The organism is Thiobacillus sp. SCN 63-57 (genome assembly GCF_001725555.1).
Taxonomy (GTDB): Bacteria; Pseudomonadota; Gammaproteobacteria; order Burkholderiales; family Thiobacillaceae; genus Thiobacillus.
Map to the genome: position 1 here is coordinate 16,047 of NZ_MEGP01000021.1, position 20,343 is coordinate 36,389.

The window sequence follows — 20,343 nt, forward strand, 5'->3', positions numbered from 1 at the left end:
CCATTTCATTCCCGCAACCGTAGAAAGGAGCTTGTAATGACTACATTGATCGTCGGCCGTTTCCAGCAACTATCCAGCGCAGATTCCGCCGTACGCGACTTGGGGCGGCTCGGATTCCGCAAGCCTGAGATGTGCCTGGTGTACGTCAATCCTCATGGCCAGCACGCCATCCACCCGGTGGGCGGCGATCTGGACGAATCCCCGGGCACGCACGAAGCCGGTTCCGGCGCGATGACGGGGGCAGCCGGCGGGCTGGGGGCCGGTACGCTGGTCGGCGTGGCGACGCTTCCCGCGCTCGGACCCGTGGGTCCCTTGCTCGGGGCCGCAGTCGGCGCCTATGCCGGCGCCCTGGTGGGCGCGCTGAAAAACATGGACGAAAACGAGACGCAGGAGCCAGGCAGTCCGCCGCCCCGCGAACCCGGTATGCTGCTGGCGGTTGCGGCCGATGCCCCGGCCCGGCGGGAAAGCGCGATCGAGATCCTGAGCGAATATGCAGACGAGGTGGAGGAAATCGATGGCACCTTGCGCGACGGCGACTGGGTGGACTTCGACCCGCTCCAGTCGGGCAAAACCATCGGGTAAGGCCCGTAATTGCCGGCCTGCAACGCTCGCGAAACCGTATCCCGGCATCCCGCGGAGGCGCTGCCGTCAGACATGTCCTACCGCGTGCCTGACGCTAGACTGACTTGCAGGCTCCCCGGCGTTCCTCTATGCTGTCTACTCGGCCAACCAATGGGAGCCCCTCCATGCCACTGTCGTTCATCGTTGCCTGGATGCCGGGATCAAGGAATCGCGTTCTGCCTCGCCCTCCGCACCTGCCCGCGCGCGCCACGGATTTCCGGTCCCTGCTCGCAGGCGTCGTGTCGATTGCCTGGGGCGCGACAGGTGCGTCGCTGGCGCACGCCGATCGACTTGCCGGCGCCACGCTTGCACAGCAAGGCGGCGGGGGCGCCCCCGCCTGCATGACCTGTCATGGCGCCCAGGGAGAAGGTCAGGCAGCGGCCGGGTTTCCGCGGCTCGCAGGACAGGGCCAGGCGTATCTGCTGAAGCAGCTCCAGGCATTTGCCGACGGCACGCGCAAGAATCCCCAGATGGCGCCGATCGCCCGTTCGCTCAGCGCCGCACAGATGCGTGATGCCGCCGACTACTATGCCAGCCTCCCCGGCTGGAAGCAGACGACCGCGCCGCACACCCCTTCGGCTCAATACGCACAGGGACTGAAAATCGCCACGGAGGGCGACTGGACCAAGGAAATGCCCGCCTGTTTCGCCTGCCACGGCATCACGGGCGAAGGGGTTCCCCCGCACTTCCCCGCCCTGGCCGGCCAGCCCATGGCCTACACCCAGACCCAGCTGAACGCCTGGAGAGCGGCCCAGCGAACCAATGATCCGCTGGGCCTGATGCAGGCCGTCGCCGAAAAAATGAGCGACGCGGAAATCGCCGCCGTCAGCCGGTATCTCGAGAACCCGTCGCGCCCAGGGAAGGAGAAATGATGTCATTCAGAACCTGGTATGAAAGCCAGAAGCAGACGCGCACATTCCATCCCGGCTGGATCGTGATGGCCGTCGGCGGAGCGCTCGTCGTGGCTGGCATCATCGCGATACCGGCCACCCTCGTTGCCGAGACCGCTCCACCGCCTGCGGCGGCCGCGCCACCAGCAGGTATCTCGGACCATGGCAAGGCGCCCGGCACGGACATGCCCAAAGTGATCGAGCAAACGCCCGACCCTGCCAGACTGCGCAACGCCAAGACGATCCAGGTCGATTTTTCGCCTCCGCCCGACGAGGCCATGCCCACCGGAGAATTCGGCCAAGCCGTCCGTTTGGGCAAGGCCATCTTCACCGACACCCAGACCTATGCGCGTCAATATGTCGGCAACAAGCTCAATTGCGTGAACTGTCATCTGGGTGCGGGACGCAAGGCGGATTCGGCCCCCTTGTGGGCCGCGTATGGCATGTTTCCGGCCTATCGCGACAAGAACAAGCACGTCAACACCTATGAAGAGCGTCTCGCCGGATGCTTCCGCTTCAGCATGAACGGAAAAGCGCCGGCCCCCGACAGCAAGGAAATGGTGGCGCTTGTCAGCTACAGCTACTGGCTGGCCAAAGGCGCACCGATCGGCGTCGAGCTCAAGGGCCGCGGTTATCCCACGCTTCCGGAACCGCCGCAGAAGCCGGATGCGGCACGTGGGAAGCAGGTGTTCGAGGCCAACTGTGCCCTCTGTCACGGCGCCGACGGACAGGGCACGGAAATGAGCGGCCGCTACGTATTCCCGCCGCTGTGGGGAAAGAACTCGTTCAACGGCGGGGCCGGCATGTCCAAGGTCAAGAATGCCGCCGCATTCGTCCACGCGAACATGCCCCTGGGCAAAGGCAACTCGCTGAGCGAGCAGGAAGCCTGGGATGTGGCCCAATACCTGGATAGCAAGCCGCGGCCGCCCGACCCGCGAAAGGGGAAATCCTCCTAGGGCGTAAGGGATCGCCTGCCCCGCCTTGCGAGAACAGCGCGCCTAAACGTACATCCTGCCAGCCACTTCAGGCCTGTTGCGGCTGGCCTATCGGGATTCGGCAAGCCCCGGGTACCGCCCACGCTGGGAATCAATCATGAATTCCGGGGGGCTTAAAGCCCGCCATTCACGCTCCGGCGCATTTCTTTTTCTCCGCACCGCTTCTTATTGGGAATTGTCTGACACGACGTTGGGTGGAAGGCGATTGTGTACGGGTGGCGCACCCCGTTTAATGCAAAGTACCTTGTCGGACACCTGTCTAGAGGTTCGTTTGTTCATCCCTTTTCCGGAGGAAAAATATGGCTACCACCAAGCAGAAAGATGCGTGCGATTTCCTTGACGCCGACCACAAGGCCGTCAAGAAGATGTTTGCCGAATACGAGGAATTGGCTGAAGCGCGCGGCAATTCCCGGGAAAAGAAACGTCAGCTGGCGGAAAAAATCTGCCGGGAACTGATCGTGCACACACAGCTGGAGGAAGAAATCTTCTACCCCGCGGTGCGCAAGGCGATCAAGGAAGATCTCATGATGGACGAAGCCGGCGTCGAGCACGCCAGCGCCAAGGATCTGATCGCCCAGATCCAGGAAATGACGCCGGGCGACACGCTCTATGACGCCAAAGTGACGGTACTGGGCGAGTACATCGACCACCACGTCAAGGAAGAGCGCAATGAAATGTTTCCGAAAGCCCGTGCGTCGAAAGTGGACCTGGTGAAAATGCGTGACGCCCTGCAAGCCCGCAAGGAAGAATTGATGGCGGATGCGGAGGCGTTGGCTGGCTGAGGTGGTCGGGCCGGTCCAGCGAAAACCGGATCATCACTAAAGGGGTCAGGGGTGGGCTCGAATGGCGCCTCATCCGGCGCTCGCCTGGCCCGATTTTCCCACGCCCTTTCCTACGGGCGCTGCTTCAACGGCTGACGCGAGCCGCACCTCCTGCCGCCCGCTGGTGGATCCGATGCAGGCGATACAACTGGTGGGTGATCTCAGCCCCGTAGAGCATGATCAGCGAAACGTAATAGACCCACAGCAGGATCACCGCCAGCGAACCGGCCGCCCCGAACGTGCTCATGATCGCGCCACGCCCCAGATACAGCCCGATTCCCCATTTGCCCACCTCGAACAGCACTGCGGATATCGCGGCGCCCGTCAGCAAAATGCGGCGCGGCATCCGCACCGGTATGAGCAGGCGGTAGAGCAGTAGCACCAGGGCAGTCATGGAGGCCAGCGAGACCAGGGCCTGGAACACACCGGCCAGTCTTAACCAAGTACCGAAGCCGCGGGTCAGATAGCTACCCAATGCAATGGTCGCGGTACTCGCCAGCAGCGAGACGATGAGCAGAAAGCCGACGCCGATGATGATGGCCAGGCCGCGCAGGCGATCCATCAGCAGTACCGCCATGACGTGACGGTACTCGCGCTTCGCGTCGAAGATCCGTTCGAAGGCGACGCTCATTTCAACGAACAGACCCGTGGCACCCATCAGCATGCCGGCGAGACCAAGCAGCACCGCGATGCCGCCCTGGCCGGACAGATAGCTCGCTTCCAGCAATCTCTGCACCAGACTGGCTCCGGCGTGGCCCAGCAAGCCTTCCATCTGGACCACGATCCGTCCCTCGACGGCATCCCGGCCAAAAAACAGGCCCGAGATCGACACGGCGATGACGAGGATGGGCGACAGCGCGAAGACGGCGTAATAGGCCAGGGCTGCGCCATGCGTCGTCAGGCGGTGCGCCGCCCAGCTCCGGCCGGCGCGGATGGGAACCCGCAGATAACGCATCCACCACCGACTCCGAGTGTGTTTTCCGGCCATGCGTAGATATCCACTTTCCATGCCTTGATTCTAGTGCAGCTCAATATGGGCTTTCGCCCCGCAGATGCGCATGCAGGCGCTGTCAAGGCTTTATCGGGATGCACCGACACGCACATGAGAAACCGCCTACAACGGGCTCGGCGGCGGCTGGTGATGAGGGTGAAGGTTTCTCCCTAAGATACCGCCACGATGCGCATAAATGCGCAAAAGGACCGCGATGAGAAACAACCCGGGGCGTAAGCCTGCCAAGCAACATGGCGACAAGGAAAGCTTTGGGGCCGGGTGTGTGGTGCGCCTAACGTGGAAAGCAGGATGAGTGCGATCAACAACGGCAGCCGGTTTTCGCGGTTCGCCCAGACTGCAGCCCGCATGATGGGGGCCCCCCGTACGTTCATGATTGCCTTGTGCATCGTCGTTGTCTGGGGGCTGAGCGGGCCCCTGTTCGACTTCAACGACACCTGGCAACTTGTCATCAATACCGGCACCACCATCATCACGTTCCTGATGGTGTTCCTCATCCAGAACACGCAAAATCGTGACGCCGAAGCGATGCAGATCAAGCTCGACGAGCTGATTCGCGCGGCGCACGACGCGCAGAACTCTCTGCTCGATCTGGAAGAGCTCGAGCCGGAGGATCTGGAACGCATCCGGGCCCGTTACACGGACCTGGCGAAACAGGCCCGGCATGAATTGCGCAGCCAGCCCTACCCCGGTCCGCACCGCGACGAGTCGTAACCGCACCACGCAGGATGTGAAAACCAGAAGATCCTCGCAGCCATGTATTCGAACGCAGCCAAAGGCGGTTGTCTCCAATCGTCACGCGTTCGATGCGTTACGCGACAGTTTGGCAAATTCTCAACGTGGGACGTAAGCCGTCTCGACTCAGGCGGACGCACGTTTGATGACGCTGATACGCCCATCCCCTTCCAGGTAGCATTGACTGACTTCCGCCAACTCCCGCTCGCGGATACCGTGTTCACGCAGCTTCGCCATCAGTTCTTCTTCCCGAATCAGTTCGCGTTTCATGTTTTGCCTGAGCAGCCGACCGTTCTTGATCAAGAGAAGCGGAGCCGGACGAAGTAAGCGCTCGATGCAGGTAAACCGGTAGCCGAGCCAGTCCAGAAAGAAGTCCCAGAACGCGATCGTCGCTACCAGTACCAGTCCCTCGGTGATCGACTTGTACTCGCTGGCCATGGCGTTTTGTGAAGCATCGGCGACAAGCACCACTACCAGCAGATCGGAAATCCCCATTCCCCCCGTTTCGCGCCGCGAGACCCGCAGCATGAAAAAGAGAAAAAGATAAATCACCGTACCGCGAAGAATGATCTCCAGAAGCGGAACAGTGGGAACGAAAACCGAACGCCAGTCCATGCCTGTGTTTCCTCACCTTCGCCATGACCGCGCCTGACGCGAACGGGGGGGCCGTGGGGACTGCCTTCACAGGCTGCGCACGACCCGATAGCTGCGTCCACGGAGTTCGCTCACGGCCCGGTCGATCTGGACTTGCGTCACAGGATGGATGACGACGGCCCAGCGGCCCTTGCGAATGGCCCGCCGCACGGACGCGATCACGAGGACATGATCGGGGCGCGCCGTCAACAAGCCGCCCACCAGAAGCCCCAACACCCCACCGAAAAAAGCAAAGACCGCGAAGCTCATGCCGGCCGTACTCACGACGGCGGCATTGCCGGCCACGATGAAACCCAGATAAAGCAGGATGCCGGCTACCACGCCCGCGGCGCCCGACACCAGGTGCGCTCTCACGAGCGTGCGCCAGATGCCCGCCTGCTCGGGTTCCAGCTTGCTGGAAAATGCGGGACTGCCCGTGGCATCTCCATCGGGCGGGCCCACCAGATCCACCTGGGTATCGTCGAGACCCGCCGTGCGTTTCACCTGCTGGGCGGCATCTTCCGCTCCGCTCCGGTTCATGAAGAGACCCGCCACCTTGGTCAGCGACCGTTCGCCGAATATCACACGCTTGATTTTCATATCGCTCCTTTCCCGGATACCGATCCGACGGTGCGGCGAAACCTGCGAGGCTGCACTCGCCGATACAGAAATCCGCTGCCCCTATTTGGGGCGGGGGTTGCGCCCGACCGGCCGGTGGGGCGCCCATTGCCCTGCACGCAATGCGGTGACCGCATGCACGACCGCGCGGCCGACGTTGCCCGCTTCTTCCTGCACGGCTGCGTCCCGGTCCAGCGTGTCATGGCTGTCGGCATAGGGTTCGTAATAGCCGATATAGCGATCGAGGCGCGCCTGGGGACCGGCATCGATCAAGCCCATCCAGTCGAGCCAGTCGGACAGCGCGCGGCGCGAACTTTCTATCCCGGCCACGTCGCCATGCACCAACAGCCCATATACCCGTCCCGCCAGATGCTTGGGATAGTCCCATCCGGCCATTTCCAGGTCCTTGGCCCGTGCCGGATCCTTGCCGGCCGTGCGCGTGGGATCGGGGTTTCCCCCGTCCGCGCACACCAGCCGGTCGATCATCAATTTGAGCGGGCTCGGACTCTGGTACCAGTAAACCGGGGTGACGATGACGACGGCATGGGCAGCCGTCCAACGCTCGTAGATCTCGGCCATCCAGTCGTTCGTCTGGTTCAGTCCGTGGTTCGGGTAGCAGGAACAGGGCCAGTGACACAAGGGCATGGCGGTCGACACGCAGCCTTTGCACGGGTGGATGTGGCGGCCATATTCGGACGCCAGGAGACTGAGGTCGAGCACGTCGGTCTCCACCCCGTCCTGCATGACGGTTTCCCGAATGCGGCTGAGCAGGCGAAACGTCTTCGACATCTCGCCGGGACAGGTCCCGTCATTCCGGGCCGCACCGCAAACCAGCAGGACGCGTGTGGGCGTCTCCGGGCGGCTCCATTTCTCCTGGGCCTGCAGCACGCGGCGCCGGGTAGCCAGCCATTCGCTCGACAGTTCGAAATCGGGGTTCTCGAAATCCGCACCGGCACGCTCGGTGCGGGGCGATTTCCTGCCGGTGACATACGCCTGCCAGGCGACTTCCTCGAGGCGTTCGAGTGCGTCGGCAACTGTCTCGTACAAGGGATCGGCATAGGCCATACGGAATCGCTGGCCGAAGGTCTGACGATCCAGCATCGCTGGCGCCTGGCCTGTGCGGATCGTGATCATGGGGCGTCATGGTGCGGCAGCGCAACGGGAGGACGCCGGCATCGAGTCGATCCCGTCTGCCTGCCGTTGCTAGCGAAACCGCCGATGGACGATCAATGGAACCAGTCGTCCTTGGCCTGGTTTTGCCATTCCTTGACCTGCTTCTCGGCGTCATCACGGGTCACGCCATAGCGTTCCTGGATCTTTCCGGTGAGCTGATCGCGACGGCCCTCGATGGCGTCGAAATCGTCGTCGGTGAGCTTGCCCCACTGCTCCTTGAACTTGCCTTTCATCTGTTTCCAGTTGCCTTCGATAATGTCCCAATTCATGGTTCTCTCCTTTTCAACACACACTACACAATCGCGCGCCAAGGGATCTGGCGCGCACCCACTGCTTACGGTTTGACGACGATGTCGTTCTTGACCGCCTTCACGTTCGGCACCTTGCGGGCAATCGATTCGGCCGTATCCCGTTCCGTCGCATTCTTGGCAAAGCCGGAGAGCTGGACGGTCCCGTTCAGCGTTTCAACCTTGATCGCCATGGCGCTGACCACGGGGCTTTCCGCAAACCGGGCCTTGACCTGGGTCGTGATCGTCGAATCGTCCACATACTGTCCGACGGTCGACTGCTCACGCGTCACCGCGCACCCACCCACCGTCAGGGTGCTGACGGCGAGCATGGCTGCAAATAATTTGCTGGCATTCATGATGGTTTCCTTTTTGCTGGTTAATGGATGCTTTCCTTTTTGCTGGTTAATGGATGCAGGGCCGATCGGGTCGACCGCCTTTTTGGCCGACTCTCGGTCAATCAACCGTCTTCCTGCCTTGCATCCCGTGTTTTCAAACGCGGCGGCGCCCGATCTTCCAGCCGATCAAACCCAGTCCGGCCAGCATCATGGCGCTGACCTGCGCCTCCGGAACGGGCGTCACCGCGGCCGTGGTCGCCGTCAAGCCGCCATATTTCTTGTCCACGTAGGCGAGTGACGACGATCCGCTCGTCGATGCCACGAGAAGATTTTGGAACGACACATTCACCGTCCGGGTACCGGCCCATTCGGTGGATGCGGCAGCGGTCCACGGGTGCGTGTTGCCCCCCGTCTGATCCATGGCCGCATCGGGCGCAATGCTGGTCATCGTGTCCTTCGCAGGGTCGAGCACGTCGTAGACCCGTACCTGGCCTGCGACGTCAGCCGTACTGCCGCCGCCAAGCAGCATGTAATCGCCCCGTTCGGCAAGATCAATGCTGGAGAACGAATAACCGTTGTGGGCCGTCATCTGGATGTTGGCGGTGTTGGCGGCAAGCGTATAACCCGCGCCGTTGGTCGACGCCGCCTTGAAATCCACCGGCGTGAAAGACAGGGTGTCGCCGCTCAGAACGGGCTGGCCAAAGAGCCCCATCAGCGTATCGTCGAACGTGAAATCAACACTATCGCCACTGAGGGTGACCGATGCGGCGAAAGCCACTCCGGAGAATGCCTGGGCCAGCAAAAAGACCCCTGCCGCCATATGATTCACTCGCTTCATGTGTTGCTCCTCCCGGTTGCCATGGAATCGAAATAGGGAGACCGCTTCCCTTTTGCGCTTTCAAGTTCAAGAAAAATCCGGATGGCCGTGTATGCCCTCCGCCGTGGTGTAGCTATCTGTCCGCTCAGGGAAATCCTCGCCACGGCCGTGGAGACCCGTACTGGATGGCAGGATCCTTTCGCCAAGACCGACCCGGAGATGCGGTTGACGACAGCAGATAGCTACACGTCCACTCTAGGCAGGGTCCGTGGCTACAGGTATAAGAAGGAAACGCTTCCGCATGTAGGAATGAAGGAAGCGCGTGTCGGATGACCTGGGTCGCTTGTGGATCACGGTGCAGGAAAGAAGGTATGCCGAGCGGACGGGCGCCTTAGCCCGCCATGAATTCGCCGACGGATTTGAATTCCTCGACGCGATCGCACACCGACTTGATGACCATCATGATCGGCATGCCGAGCAGGAGCCCCCACGCGCCCCACAACCATCCCCAGAACAACACACCGACGAAGACCACCACCGCATTCATGCGGCTGGCCCGGCCGGTGAGCCAGGGTGTGAGCAAATTTCCTTCCAGGCCGTGGATGGTGAGCGAGATCGCAGCGATGGCCAGCGCCATGCCCAGGCTCTCGAATTGCAGAAACCCCACCAGCGCCGTTCCGCCGATGATGACGATCGCGCCCAGGTAGGGAACGAGGTTGAGAATGGCCGCTGCAATGCCCCATACGGCGGCATGCTCCAGGCCGATCCAGAGAAAGGCGAGCCAGCTCGTGATCCCGACAAGAACACTGGTGAAGACCTGGACCAGCAGATAACGCTGAATTTGGGCGCTGATCTCGTCCAGCATCTGGACGGTGATCTTCTTCCTGCTGAGGGTCGGGCCCGAGAGCTTGACGAGCTTGCGCCGGAACGTATCGCCCGAAAGCATCAGGAAGTAGGCCAGAAACAACACCATCACGGCGAGACTCAGGAAGGACAGCACGCCGCGGGTGCCATTCCACAGATAGTCCCGAATATTGAACTTGGGCTGCTCGATCTGGACGCGGGTCACGCCACGCGGCGCCGGCGACACCGCCACAGCCGTCTCGCTCGCGGCGTGTTCGATCTGATCCGCCGCTTTTTGTACATTTTCAATCGCCCCCTTGGAGCCGCGCCATTCCCGATTCAGGGTATGGCGGAATTTCTGCGCCGCCTCGGGCAGGGTTTCGATCATGCTCGCCGTTTCATCCTGCAGCGAATACGCCATGAAACCGCTGCCGCCCATGATCATCAGCAGCAACACCGCGGCCCCGACCGCGCGCGGCACATGCCATGTCTGCAACCGGTTGACCAGGGGGGAAAGCGCATAGCTGAGGATGATGCCCAGGACCAGCGGAATGAAGAAATCCTGGGCCCAGTCGAGAATGAACACACTCGCGAATACGGTCAGCAGGATAAGCGGAAGGCTGTGGATGTCGGCTGAAATCCGGGCGGGCCCCGGCGTTTCGACGGAACTGTTTTCTCCCGAACCTCGTGCAACATCGACGGGTGTTTCATGCGCATTGTCCATCATGCCTCCGACAGGAATCGATGAATGAATTTATACGACGTTACGGCGGATTCGGGGGCGCTTAGCGATCGGCCGCCCGTACTTCCCCGATCAGGCGTCGGCACTCGCTGTCGGCGTTGCGTCCGGCATCGATCAGAGGGAGGAGCGCCAGCGCGGGGTTGACCGCTCCCAGCGCAAGCGCTCCGAGGCCGCGCATGGCCAGCTTGCCCTTGTCCAGGCTGGCCTGCGGATGGGCAAAGCTGCCTTGCACGTGGATGGGCGTACGCAATGCGACCAGACTGGGTTTTCGGCTTTTCGGCACCACGGTCAGGTCGAGGCGTTCCTGTCCGAGATCGATCCGACCGCTTCCGTCGATGCGGCTGACGTCCGTATCGAGAACCAGGATGTCGGGCTGCATGACGCCCTGCTTCACCGCGAAATCGGCGATTCCGCACCGGATCCGGACGGGCTCGTCGCCGGTGACTTTCAGTTGCAGCATTTCCAGCAGATGAAGGCTCATCGTTTCCATCAGGAGCTTGCTGACTTCACCGCCGTCGATCACCAACGACGCCTGTCCGTTCGCGCTGCCGAGCATCGATGCAACAGTATCGCCCTGTCCTTTCAGATCGATGTTTCCATTGAACTCGCCGATGCTCGCCATCGAACGATCGAGGGTTGGAAACAGCTTGGCCAACTGGAGTGTGCGCGCCTGGAGTTTCGCCGAAGCCTGGATGGGGGATGCACGTCCATCCAGCGTCACGGCACCCGCCAGCGTTCCGCCTGCCACGTCGAACCGCAAGGGGTCCAGCCTCAGGCGCCCGTCCTGCAACCGCAAACGTGTCGACAATCGATGGAGCGGCAAGGCTGCCGGACGCTCGATCGAGCCGGCATCGAGGGTCACATCCGCGTCCATATGGTTCCAACGCTGGGTGCGAAATGCCTTGCCCGGCAGGATGCCGGTTGGTGCAGACTCAGCCCTCGCAGGCTTCTCGCCTGCCTGGCCCGCTCCGACGAGGGGACCCAGATCGGAAATGTCGAGGCGCGTCGAATCGAGACGGGCAACCAGCAGGGGGCGCCGGCCTCCCGTATCGATGCTGAGACTGCCGGCGATGTCGCTCCTGCCCATCTCGCCGGTGAATTTTTCGTAGCGCCATTGATGGGAAGCATGCACCAGGCGACCGCGCGTCCGATAAGGCGGCGTATCCGGGAATACCACGCCGACCAAGGGATAGAGTTGCGCCAGGTTGGCGCCCCTGAGCACGATCTGGAGATCGACCGCGGACAGTTTGAGCAGATTGGTGATGCGACCGTCTGCGTCGACCGCAGTCTGGCCGATCTTCCCGGACACATTCAGATGGTACGGCCGCGTTTCGTCACGCAACGCCAGTATGGTGTCACCGGCGCCCTGGGCGACAAGAGGCTCGCCCTTGTAGCGCCCCTGCACGGTGAACCTCAATGGCGCGGATGTCTTGTCCGACCCATGCGATGTCGTGATCCGCGCGCTCAGGCGCGTGCCCTGCGCAGGATCGTCATACTCGACGCGCCCGTCGCCGACCGCAAGATGCCGGATGGCGACGCGCGCCTGGCTGTCACGCTGACGGCGATCGAGCAGCCAATTCCTGCGCCCGTCCCGGCTCTTTTCGAAAGCGAGCGCGGCCTGATCGAGCTGCACCTGCGGAAACACGATCTGGCCGCGAAAGAGTGGAAAAATGGCGATATCGACCGTCGCATGGCGCACGTCGATCATGTTCGGCCGGCTGGCCCAGGATGGATTGGAAAACGTCACATCGGACGCGTGAACCCGCACGACAGGCCATCGCAAGCCGATGTCGAGATCGCCTCCGATTCGCAAGGTGCGGTGGGTCTTGGCATGAACCGCATGGGCAATCGGCTCGCGCAGCGCGTTCCAGTTTGTCACATTCGCCACCACCACGAGCAGGATTGCCAGGGTCACGAACGGCAGGGCGACCGCCATCTTCGTGCGTGGCGTCATCGGACAAGCGGATCGGCTCCATTGAGCGGCGCACCTGGCAATGGGTGCGTATCCGTTCAGAACGCCGTTCCGAATCCCTTGTCTTGTTCCAGCCGAAGAGTCGGCAACCCTGCGAGCTCATGAATCGGCATGAGGACACCGCGCGTGTCCGGTACGGCATCGAACAGCTGGTACAGATATTTGCCACCCCCCTTGAATTCGTATGCTTCTTCAAGAAAACGCATGTGTTCGTGCGCGGCGAGACAGTCGCGCGACCTGCAATCCTGTTTGTAGTGTTCGATCAGGGAATTAATCACGTCCAGGTGTTCGTCGGTAACGTCGAACTGGCGGGCGGCGGCGTTTTTCCGGACGGTTTTCTCGACCTCATCCCGTGTGAGGTGTCGGACGGCGTCGTAGATCGGGATTTCTCCGTCGTGGGTGATGCTTTCGCTGTTGTTCATGGGATTTCTTTCTTGTGTAATGGGTTCGTGTTCACGCGAGATTGTCGGCGGCGAACTTCCAGTTGATGAGTTTGTCGACGACGCCGGCCACATGGTCCTTGCGCCGGTTCTGGTAGTCGAGGTAATACGCGTGTTCCCATACGTCGATGGCGAGCAGGGGCCTCATGCCGGATGTCAGCGGCGTATCCGCATCCTCGGTCTTCATCACGCTGATTTTCTTGCCGTCCAGCACCAGCCAGGCCCATCCGGTTCCGAACTGGGTCACGGCGGCATGCACGAGTTCCTGCCGGCACGCCTCGACCGAACCGAAGGACACGTCGATCATCTGCTTGAGGATGGGCGGCGGATCGCCCCCGCCGTTTTGACAGAGGCTATCCCAGTAGAACGCATGGTTCCATGCCTGGGCCGCATTATTGAAAATCTCGGTTTTTCCGCCCGCGCCAGCCGCCAGAATCATGGCCTTGATCGGCATGGCCTGGAACTCGGTGTCGTCGATCGCCTTGTTGAGGGCATCGATATAGGTTTGATGATGCTTGCCATGATGGAACCTGAGCGTGTTCTCGGAAATGACCGGGCTCAACGCATCCATGGCATAAGGCAAGGCTGGCAGTTCGTAGGGGAAACTCATGTTCTCGAGCATGGCCGTACTGATGCCGCCGGCTGTCACCGAGGCCGTGGAAGGAAAGTCGTGTTGCGGTAGATTCATACAAGGGCTCCGTTCAAGGATTGAGTTAAATGGGCCGTTCCGGCGTTATGCCTGGATAAGCACGGCGCGCGACCAGACGCGCCCGTATTTGGCGGCGTCGATATAGGAAGCCACTCCTTCGCGCGCGTCCATCTTCACGACGCCGTCGTCGATCGCGACCTCTGCCCGATCCAGAAGCGGCATCGCATCGGGTGTGTACCCGATGATTTTCAGATGCGCATAGGCATCGAGGATGAAATTCATCACGGCCGCCTTCTGCTTCATGGCATCGACGGCCGTCCCTGAAATCGCCAGCACGACCGTGTCGAACAGGACCGAGGGAGCGGCTGCCACGGCATGGTGCGGGGTGAGCGTCTCGCCGGTGCTGGATGGGATTGGCCCCACATGCAGGCCGATCACTTCCAGCACCGCACCTTCGGTCTCGGCCGCGGTCAGCAGGGCATCCAGAATGGCAGAGTCGTAGCCCTCGCTGACCAGAACGCCGATCTTCCGGCCCTCCAGCGTGGGCTTGGCCTTCGCCAACAGACTAAGCGTCGGCGAAAGACTCAGATCGATGGGGGTTGCAGCCGGAGCAATCGTGTCGGCCTGGCCTTCCATGCCCAGCGCACGCGCCACCCTGTCGCACAGTTCCGGATCGACATGGCGGAGATGGCCGAGTATCCGGCACCGTACTGCGACGGTTTCCACCTTGCCGAGTTCGAAGGTGAAGGCGCAGACGATATGGTCCTGTTCCGGCGCTGTCATCGACCGATAGAACAGGCGCGCCTGGCTGTAATGGTCCTTGAAGGTCTCCGGACGCACACGCAGCTTGTCGCCGCTTTGCGTGGCAGGATGCGTGTCGAATCCGGCCGCCGGATTTTCTTTCGGCGATTCCGGCGCCAGGCTGTTCGGCTCGTAGTTCACGCGCCCCTGGGGAACATCCGTCTGCATGACGGCATCGCGCTGAAAATTGTGCATCGGACAGCGCGGCCGATTGATCGGCAACTGATGGAAATTGGGCCCCCCAAGCCGCGACAGCTGGGTGTCGAGATAGGAAAACAGCCGGCCCTGCAGCAGGGGATCGTCGCTGAAATCGATACCCGGAACAATATGCCCCGGATGGAAGGCGACCTGCTCGGTCTCGGCGAAAAAATTGTCGGGGTTGCGGTTCAGAACCATCTTCCCGATCGGCTGCAGCGGAATGCTTTCTTCCGGTATCAGCTTGGTCGGATCCAGCACATCGAAGGGCAAGGACTCGGCGGTGGCCTCGTCGAATGCCTGGACGGACAGCTCCCATTCCGGGAAGTCGCCACGCTCGATCGCCTCGTACAGGTCGCGCCGGTGAAAATCCGGGTCCGCGCCGCAAATTTTCACGGCTTCGTCCCACAGGACGGAAGCCGAACCGATGCGGGGACGCCAGTGGAACTTGACGAAAGTCGACTTCCCCTTCGCGTTGACCAAGCGAAAGGTATGGATCCCGAACCCCTCCATCATGCGCAGCGAACGCGGGATCGCCCGATCGGACATGGCCCATAGAATCATGTGCATGCTCTCGGGCATGAGCGAAACGAAGTCCCAGAAGGTGTCGTGGGCAGTCGCGGCCTGGGGATAGCCCCGGTCCGGTTCCATTTTGGCGGCGTGAATCAGATCGGGAAATTTCATCGCATCCTGGATGAAGAACACCGGGATGTTGTTGCCCACCAGATCGAAATTGCCTTCCTGCGTGTAGAACTTGACGGCAAACCCACGCACGTCGCGCGGCAGGTCGACCGACCCCGCCCCGCCGGCAACCGTGGAGAAACGGGCAAACACAGGGGTCTGCACATCCGGGTCGCACAGGAATGCCGCGCAGGTGAGATCGCCGAGATCGCGATAGGCCTGGAAATAGCCGTGCGCACCCGAGCCGCGCGCATGCACGATCCGCTCGGGGATACGTTCATGGTCGAAGTGCGTGATCTTCTCGCGAAGGACAAAATCCTCGAGCAGCGTAGGCCCACGTTCGCCGGCAGTAAGCGAATTCTGATCGTCCGCAATTGCCACGCCCTGGTTGGTCGTGAGCGTATGATCGCGCTGGTCGGTCATCTGATGCAGCTCACCCCCGTTGCCCGTGTGCTCAAACGAACGGCTGGAGATGCTACTTTTCGCAGGTGTTTGGGACGTATGCTTCGGCTTGGCCATGGACTCTCTCCTCTAGGCAATCTGGATTCGTCCGCACGAGACAGCGGGCGGGGATCGGGAAGCCATCCGGCAGAGGTACGGCGCCCAACCCATTGGCATGCACCGCCGGAACGGTGCATCGGGAGTCCACCTGCTACTGCATGTATTTCATTTTCGCCTCGCTGACGCAGGCATCCTTGGCGCTGCCCGACAGGCTGTCGCAACGCTCCTTGGCAGCCTTGTAATCGGCTTTCATCTTGTCTTCGTTGGCCTCGGCCTGACTCTTGGTCGCTTTCTCATTCGCCTTGGCCTGGGCCTTCGCGCCGACGTAGGCGGCCTTCGCATCCTTCATGCAGACGTCCTTCGCATTGCCGGACATTTTTTTGCAATTGTCCTTGGCCACGTCGTAATTCCTTTCGGCCTGATCCTTAGCGGCATCGTGGCGGGCCTCGGCCCGATCCTCCATGACATCCTTCATGTCGGCGGCATACAACGGGGCCATGATGGAGAGCCCCAGGGCAATGAACATCGCGTGACGTAATTTCATTTCAGACTCCTTCATTGGATCGGTTGGTGAACAGGCCGGGCCATTCGGTGGCAGACAGCCTGTCGGCTGGCTCGGCATAAGCAGCACTCTAGGGTTCACGCTGAATGCTCACCATCCGTATTCGCCGAGAAAATTGTCAGTTTTCGTTCTCGACGATGTAGGCCGATACTGACGCCCTTACCCACGCCCTGCAGAGGTGGGCACAGACAGGGCAAGGCCGCGGCGCATGCGATATACGGCGCCACGACCTGCGTACGCTGGCTAACTAGTTTTATCGTTAATACGAACCGGAACCGCTGGTGGAACCACTCGGGGAACCACTGGATGAACCATCCGGGGAACCGCTCGGCGAACCGGTGGGAGAACCGTATGGCGAACCATCCGGCGTACTCATTTGCGAGCCAGGCTGTCCGGATGAACCACCGGTGGGGCCTTCCATGGGCGCACCGCCCGGCATGTCGGTCGCACGGCCGTCCTGATGGCGTTTCATGCCTGAGGCATTGCCGGACGACCCAGGATGTGAGCTCGTCGCATTCTTCATGCACGTCGACTTGGCCTTGCCGGTCATGTCCTTGCATTTTTCCTCCGCTGCCTTCTTCATGCAGTTGGACTTGGACGCACCGGTCTTTTTGTTGCAGTTATCCAGGGCATCCTGGTAGTTTTTTTGTGCCCCGTCGGTCATGCCGGGGGAGGTGCTGGACGGACTCTGTGGGTGGCCGCTCGAATCGGCGGCGTACAAAGGGACGGACCCCGAAACGGCAAAACCGAGCGCCAGGAAAATTGCGGGACTGAGCTTCATGGAAATCTCCTTCAATAATAAATGGGCTTGAACATGACCCAATCGAACGTGCACACCCCGGGCAGAAACTTGCGCCGTCGGCGTCACGCACGATTCGGTATGTCAACGTTAGGCACTGCGCGGGGAAGGCGATATCCGACACGGCCGAGAAAACTGTAAGCGCCCTTGCGCGATGAAGTAGGTCCGCACTGACCGGGGCTGAATGCCTTTTTCCGGTTGGTGGAAACGTTGCAAGCGAGGGCAGCGTCACGCCGCCCCTTCAACCGGCTTCAGGTCGCTGTCTTGCGGGCGGCGGCATGGCGGGCGCGTGTTTCTGCAGCCTTCTTCGCCGATGCGCTACGTTCCGCCGCGCTGCGCCCGGCCGTGGCGGCGCCGCCTTTTTTGCCGCCCGTTCTGGCCGGCGACGGATCGACTTCCTTGCCTCGCCCCGAACCGCTTTTCTTGCCCCCTCCCGTCATTTTGTTGACGGTGGCCCAGGCACGCGCTTCGGCTTCGTCCTGCGGGACACCGCGTTCGCGATAGCTGTCTTCGATGTGCTCAGCCTGGCGTTTCTGCTTGTCGGTGTACTTCGATTTGCTTCCTCTTGGCATGAGGTTTCCTTCCTCAGCGTGATCACGCTGTAACGTCCCACTCTCCGGGTGACCGGAAGGGACGATGGCCCGCGCGTACGTTAACGAACCGGCTCCGCGGTGGGCGGACACGCACCGGAGCCTTGGGCTCGGGCCGGCTCGCCCTGCGCATATCGGGTGCATCCGCTGCGGCCCGATACGCGCAACGTATAAGGCTGGAGTGTTGCGTCGATACACAGGCCATGGGTTGCATTCTCCACATGGGCGCTCGGTTCGATCTGCCACCATTTACAGGACATGCAGACGCCCCAGTGTGTTGAACTGTTCATGGGAACTCCTCGAATGAGCCGAAATTCCTGCGGGCAATCCCGCCAGGTTGATGGAAAGACGCCGTCCCGCTCCATACAGGCGAGGACGGAAGCCCATTACTCCCAATAGGGGCGGACGCCATAATGCGCATGGACATTCGTACCCCAATCGCGATCGGAAAAATTCGGCCAGTCGTCCTTGTCGAACCCGGGCGCGTTTTTCAGCGTTTCCTTGCTCTGATCGAAGATGAAGCGATGGTTTCCCGGGTCGACTTCCATCGCGGAAAGGGGAACGGCAAACAACTTGCTGCCCAAACCGAGGAAACCGCCGAATTCCAGAACCGCATACGCGACGCGACCGTTCTCGACATCGATCATCAGATCCTTGATGTCGCCCAGATCTTCGCCTTGGCGGTTGACGACCTTGTCGCCCGAGATGGTGCTGGATGAGAGGATGGGGCTTGATGCAAACATATTCATGGGTATCTCCTGATTCGATTGGTTGAATTGGCGTGACAGGTGGGCGGACTCAGCGTCCGGGCACTTTTTCCGGAATGGGGTTGCGGCCATCGGGATGCTTGCCCGGCGCTTCTTTGGTCGGCTTGGGACGGCCTGGCTCCTCGTCCCGCTCACCTTTCGGGTCGCCCTTGGCATGCGATCGTCCTTCGCGCTCGGCCCGCTGCATGTCCTCCTGCTCCTGTGCATTGCGCGGTGCGGCGGCTCTCGCCGCCTGCTCGACCTTGCCGGACTCGGCAAAGGCACGCGCTTGCTCGTCGTATTTTTTGGCGGAGTCGTAATCGCCCTCGCCCTGAATTCCGGATTTGCTCGTATTGGGTTTCATGACATTTCTCCTGTTCGAAATACATGCCCGGCGGATGCCCGGCATGACAGACCCTGGCTCGCGCACCTGAAGCGGAAGGGAGTGGATCCGAGCCTGTAGGGGCAGTGTGGATGAGCGGCGGGGAGGCTACAGTCGGAAGCGGTTGCAGGCCCGCGTAGGAATCAGCCGAAAAAGTAACGGCAGCAATTCACAGATCGGGACGGGCCGGCTCCCGATCCAGCCTGGGCAACAGTCCGGAGAGCAGGACAAGCGTTTCCGGGCCACGTACAGCCTCGAGACCGCCCAAGCTATCGTCATAGCTCAAGGCATAGTCGAGACTGCTCCGGCCAAACAGATTCTCTGCCGACGATTCCGCCTGATGCAGCACCCGGAAGCCGGTATGCCGTTCATCCCGGCGAATGCGATCGGCCAGGTCGCATACCACTGCGTACTCGCCCTCGAGCGTTTGGCAAAATCGCCAGCCATCGAATACAAGCAGGCTGTTGATGTGGAAAGCCAGATTGCGCTGGCGCGCCACCCGTACGATTTCGGCCACGCAAGCAGGCGAGGCTGCCTCGGCCAGGCGACTCAGATAGATCAACTGATAGGCATTCGGCATGCGATGGGTTTCCGGTAGCGGAAGTGCAACATAATCGATGGCCGGGGTGGCAACAATGTGAAAAGACATACTTGTCGTTACGCGAAATCCCTTACGATTCCTGCGGCCTGTTTACCGGTATCGATTGATGAATCAGCTCACCCCTTGCAGTGCCTGTCCTTTGCGCAAAACCGGCGCCTTTTCCGCCAATAGCGAAGCGGAGATCGAGTTTATCCAGGCGATCAAGCAACGCCAGATACCGGTACAGGCCGGCCAAGGAATCGTGCGCGAAGGCGATGCCAGCAGCACGCTCTATACGCTGCTGTCGGGCTGGGCCTTCCGTTATCGCACGTTGAGCGACGGTCGGCGCCAGATTTTCAATTTTCTTCTGCCGGGCGACTTCATCGGCCTGCAGCATCAGCTGGGGCAGGCCTCGCCGCACGGCGTCGAGGCCTTGACCGACGTCTCCCTGTGCGCCTTTCCGAATGAGCGCCTCTGGGACATTTACCGCAGCCACCCTGGACTGGGATTCGACATCACCTGGCTGTGCGCGCACGAGGAATTGATCGTCGACGAGAACCTGCTGTCGGTAGGCCGGCGGTCGGCGGCGGAACGCATCGCCATGCTGTTGATCCACCTGTACAAACGGGCGGAGAGCGTCGGCCTGGGCGGCCCCGACGGCGTGCCCTTTCCCTTGATCCAGCAACACATCGCCGATGCGCTCGGCCTGTCGCTGGTGCACACCAACAAAACCCTGAAACGTCTGCAGGCCATGGGACTCTATACCCTTGGTAACGGCTGGCTCAAACTGACCAATCCGGCCGCCATGGCTCGCCTGGCTGATTACTACGCCCTGCCGCTACGTGCACGTCCCTTGATCTGACCCGCGGCCGATGGGCTTGACCTTGCCATGATGGCAAGGTTTATGGTGCACTCAACCGTAT

The 20,343-nt window shown here is 61.4% G+C and carries 24 protein-coding genes; 6 read left to right on the top strand and 18 right to left on the bottom strand.

The features are described from left to right. Positions 1–36 precede the first annotated feature (36 nt). The 4 genes from ABT23_RS09615 (at position 37) to ABT23_RS09630 (ending at position 3,288) form a co-directional block, all read left to right on the top strand. Positions 37–582, top strand: coding sequence for a hypothetical protein (locus ABT23_RS09615; protein WP_296634269.1), 546 nt, complete (start codon positions 37–39; stop codon positions 580–582). 164 nt (positions 583–746) lie between these two features. Further along, a complete protein-coding gene (locus ABT23_RS09620) occupies positions 747–1,493 on the top strand; it encodes a c-type cytochrome (RefSeq protein WP_296634272.1) in 747 nt (248 codons plus the stop codon). Next, positions 1,490–2,467 carry a c-type cytochrome gene (locus tag ABT23_RS09625; protein WP_296634274.1) on the top strand — a complete coding sequence of 326 codons (978 nt, stop codon included), beginning with the start codon at positions 1,490–1,492 and terminating at the stop codon, positions 2,465–2,467. The genes ABT23_RS09620 and ABT23_RS09625 overlap by 4 nt, the downstream gene beginning before the upstream one ends. Before the next feature lie 338 nt (positions 2,468–2,805). Then, positions 2,806–3,288, top strand: coding sequence for a hemerythrin domain-containing protein (locus ABT23_RS09630; protein ID WP_296634277.1), 483 nt, complete (start codon positions 2,806–2,808; stop codon positions 3,286–3,288). A 124-nt stretch (positions 3,289–3,412) separates the two neighbouring features. Here the strand turns inward: ABT23_RS09630 and ABT23_RS09635 are convergent, their stop codons facing one another. After that, entirely contained in the window at positions 3,413–4,282 is an 870-nt protein-coding gene (locus ABT23_RS09635) for a YihY/virulence factor BrkB family protein (protein WP_296634279.1), read from the bottom strand. A 345-nt stretch (positions 4,283–4,627) separates the two neighbouring features. On the opposite strand from ABT23_RS09635, the gene ABT23_RS09640 reads away from it, so the two are divergent. Then, positions 4,628–5,050: a low affinity iron permease family protein gene (locus ABT23_RS09640; RefSeq protein WP_296634282.1), complete on the top strand. Its 423-nt coding sequence runs from the start codon at positions 4,628–4,630 to the stop codon at positions 5,048–5,050. 147 nt (positions 5,051–5,197) lie between these two features. Here the strand turns inward: ABT23_RS09640 and ABT23_RS09645 are convergent, their stop codons facing one another. The 17 genes from ABT23_RS09645 to ABT23_RS09725 form a co-directional block, all read right to left on the bottom strand. After that, entirely contained in the window at positions 5,198–5,686 is a 489-nt protein-coding gene (locus ABT23_RS09645) for a YetF domain-containing protein (protein ID WP_296634283.1), read from the bottom strand. Between the two features lie 66 nt (positions 5,687–5,752). Then, entirely contained in the window at positions 5,753–6,304 is a 552-nt protein-coding gene (locus ABT23_RS09650; protein ID WP_296634285.1) for a hypothetical protein, read from the bottom strand. A gap of 81 nt (positions 6,305–6,385) precedes the next feature. Beyond that, positions 6,386–7,456, bottom strand: a complete 1,071-nt coding sequence (locus ABT23_RS09655; RefSeq protein ID WP_296634290.1) for an NAD(P)H-dependent oxidoreductase — start codon at positions 7,454–7,456, stop codon at positions 6,386–6,388. Between the two features lie 92 nt (positions 7,457–7,548). Then, the gene (locus ABT23_RS09660; protein ID WP_296634293.1) at positions 7,549–7,764 is read right to left on the bottom strand and encodes a CsbD family protein; all 216 of its coding nucleotides are present in this window, start codon (positions 7,762–7,764) and stop codon (positions 7,549–7,551) included. A 65-nt stretch (positions 7,765–7,829) separates the two neighbouring features. Further along, entirely contained in the window at positions 7,830–8,246 is a 417-nt protein-coding gene (locus tag ABT23_RS09665; protein ID WP_296634294.1) for a BON domain-containing protein, read from the bottom strand. A 28-nt stretch (positions 8,247–8,274) separates the two neighbouring features. After that, entirely contained in the window at positions 8,275–8,958 is a 684-nt protein-coding gene (locus ABT23_RS09670; protein ID WP_296634296.1) for a PEP-CTERM sorting domain-containing protein, read from the bottom strand. Positions 8,959–9,328: 370 nt separating this feature from the next. Next, positions 9,329–10,507 carry an AI-2E family transporter gene (locus ABT23_RS09675; RefSeq protein ID WP_296634299.1) on the bottom strand — a complete coding sequence of 393 codons (1,179 nt, stop codon included), beginning with the start codon at positions 10,505–10,507 and terminating at the stop codon, positions 9,329–9,331. Between the two features lie 58 nt (positions 10,508–10,565). Continuing rightward, entirely contained in the window at positions 10,566–12,476 is a 1,911-nt protein-coding gene (locus ABT23_RS09680) for an AsmA family protein (protein ID WP_296634302.1), read from the bottom strand. A 56-nt stretch (positions 12,477–12,532) separates the two neighbouring features. Further along, on the bottom strand, positions 12,533–12,916 hold the full coding sequence (locus tag ABT23_RS09685) for a hypothetical protein (RefSeq protein ID WP_296634305.1): 384 nt from the start codon (positions 12,914–12,916) through the stop codon (positions 12,533–12,535). Positions 12,917–12,947: 31 nt separating this feature from the next. After that, complete coding sequence (locus tag ABT23_RS09690) at positions 12,948–13,622, bottom strand: superoxide dismutase (RefSeq protein WP_366366525.1); 675 nt, start codon at positions 13,620–13,622, stop codon at positions 12,948–12,950. Between the two features lie 45 nt (positions 13,623–13,667). Next, positions 13,668–15,683 carry a catalase gene (locus ABT23_RS09695; RefSeq protein ID WP_296634309.1) on the bottom strand — a complete coding sequence of 672 codons (2,016 nt, stop codon included), beginning with the start codon at positions 15,681–15,683 and terminating at the stop codon, positions 13,668–13,670. A gap of 229 nt (positions 15,684–15,912) precedes the next feature. After that, positions 15,913–16,305 (bottom strand): hypothetical protein, encoded by a 393-nt coding sequence (locus ABT23_RS09700; protein ID WP_296634312.1) that lies wholly within the window; start codon positions 16,303–16,305, stop codon positions 15,913–15,915. Positions 16,306–16,582: 277 nt separating this feature from the next. Beyond that, on the bottom strand, positions 16,583–17,191 hold the full coding sequence (locus tag ABT23_RS09705) for a hypothetical protein (protein WP_296634315.1): 609 nt from the start codon (positions 17,189–17,191) through the stop codon (positions 16,583–16,585). A 182-nt stretch (positions 17,192–17,373) separates the two neighbouring features. Beyond that, entirely contained in the window at positions 17,374–17,694 is a 321-nt protein-coding gene (locus tag ABT23_RS09710) for a plasmid stabilization protein (protein WP_296634317.1), read from the bottom strand. Between the two features lie 404 nt (positions 17,695–18,098). Next, positions 18,099–18,461, bottom strand: coding sequence for a PRC-barrel domain-containing protein (locus ABT23_RS09715; protein ID WP_296634320.1), 363 nt, complete (start codon positions 18,459–18,461; stop codon positions 18,099–18,101). Between the two features lie 49 nt (positions 18,462–18,510). Then, positions 18,511–18,822, bottom strand: coding sequence for a hypothetical protein (locus ABT23_RS09720; RefSeq protein ID WP_296634323.1), 312 nt, complete (start codon positions 18,820–18,822; stop codon positions 18,511–18,513). Between the two features lie 187 nt (positions 18,823–19,009). Then, positions 19,010–19,489 carry a BLUF domain-containing protein gene (locus tag ABT23_RS09725; RefSeq protein ID WP_296634326.1) on the bottom strand — a complete coding sequence of 160 codons (480 nt, stop codon included), beginning with the start codon at positions 19,487–19,489 and terminating at the stop codon, positions 19,010–19,012. Positions 19,490–19,547: 58 nt separating this feature from the next. Here ABT23_RS09725 and ABT23_RS09730 point away from each other — a divergent pair, with 58 nt between their 5' ends. After that, positions 19,548–20,282: a Crp/Fnr family transcriptional regulator gene (locus ABT23_RS09730; protein WP_296634329.1), complete on the top strand. Its 735-nt coding sequence runs from the start codon at positions 19,548–19,550 to the stop codon at positions 20,280–20,282. Positions 20,283–20,343: the final 61 nt, after the last annotated feature.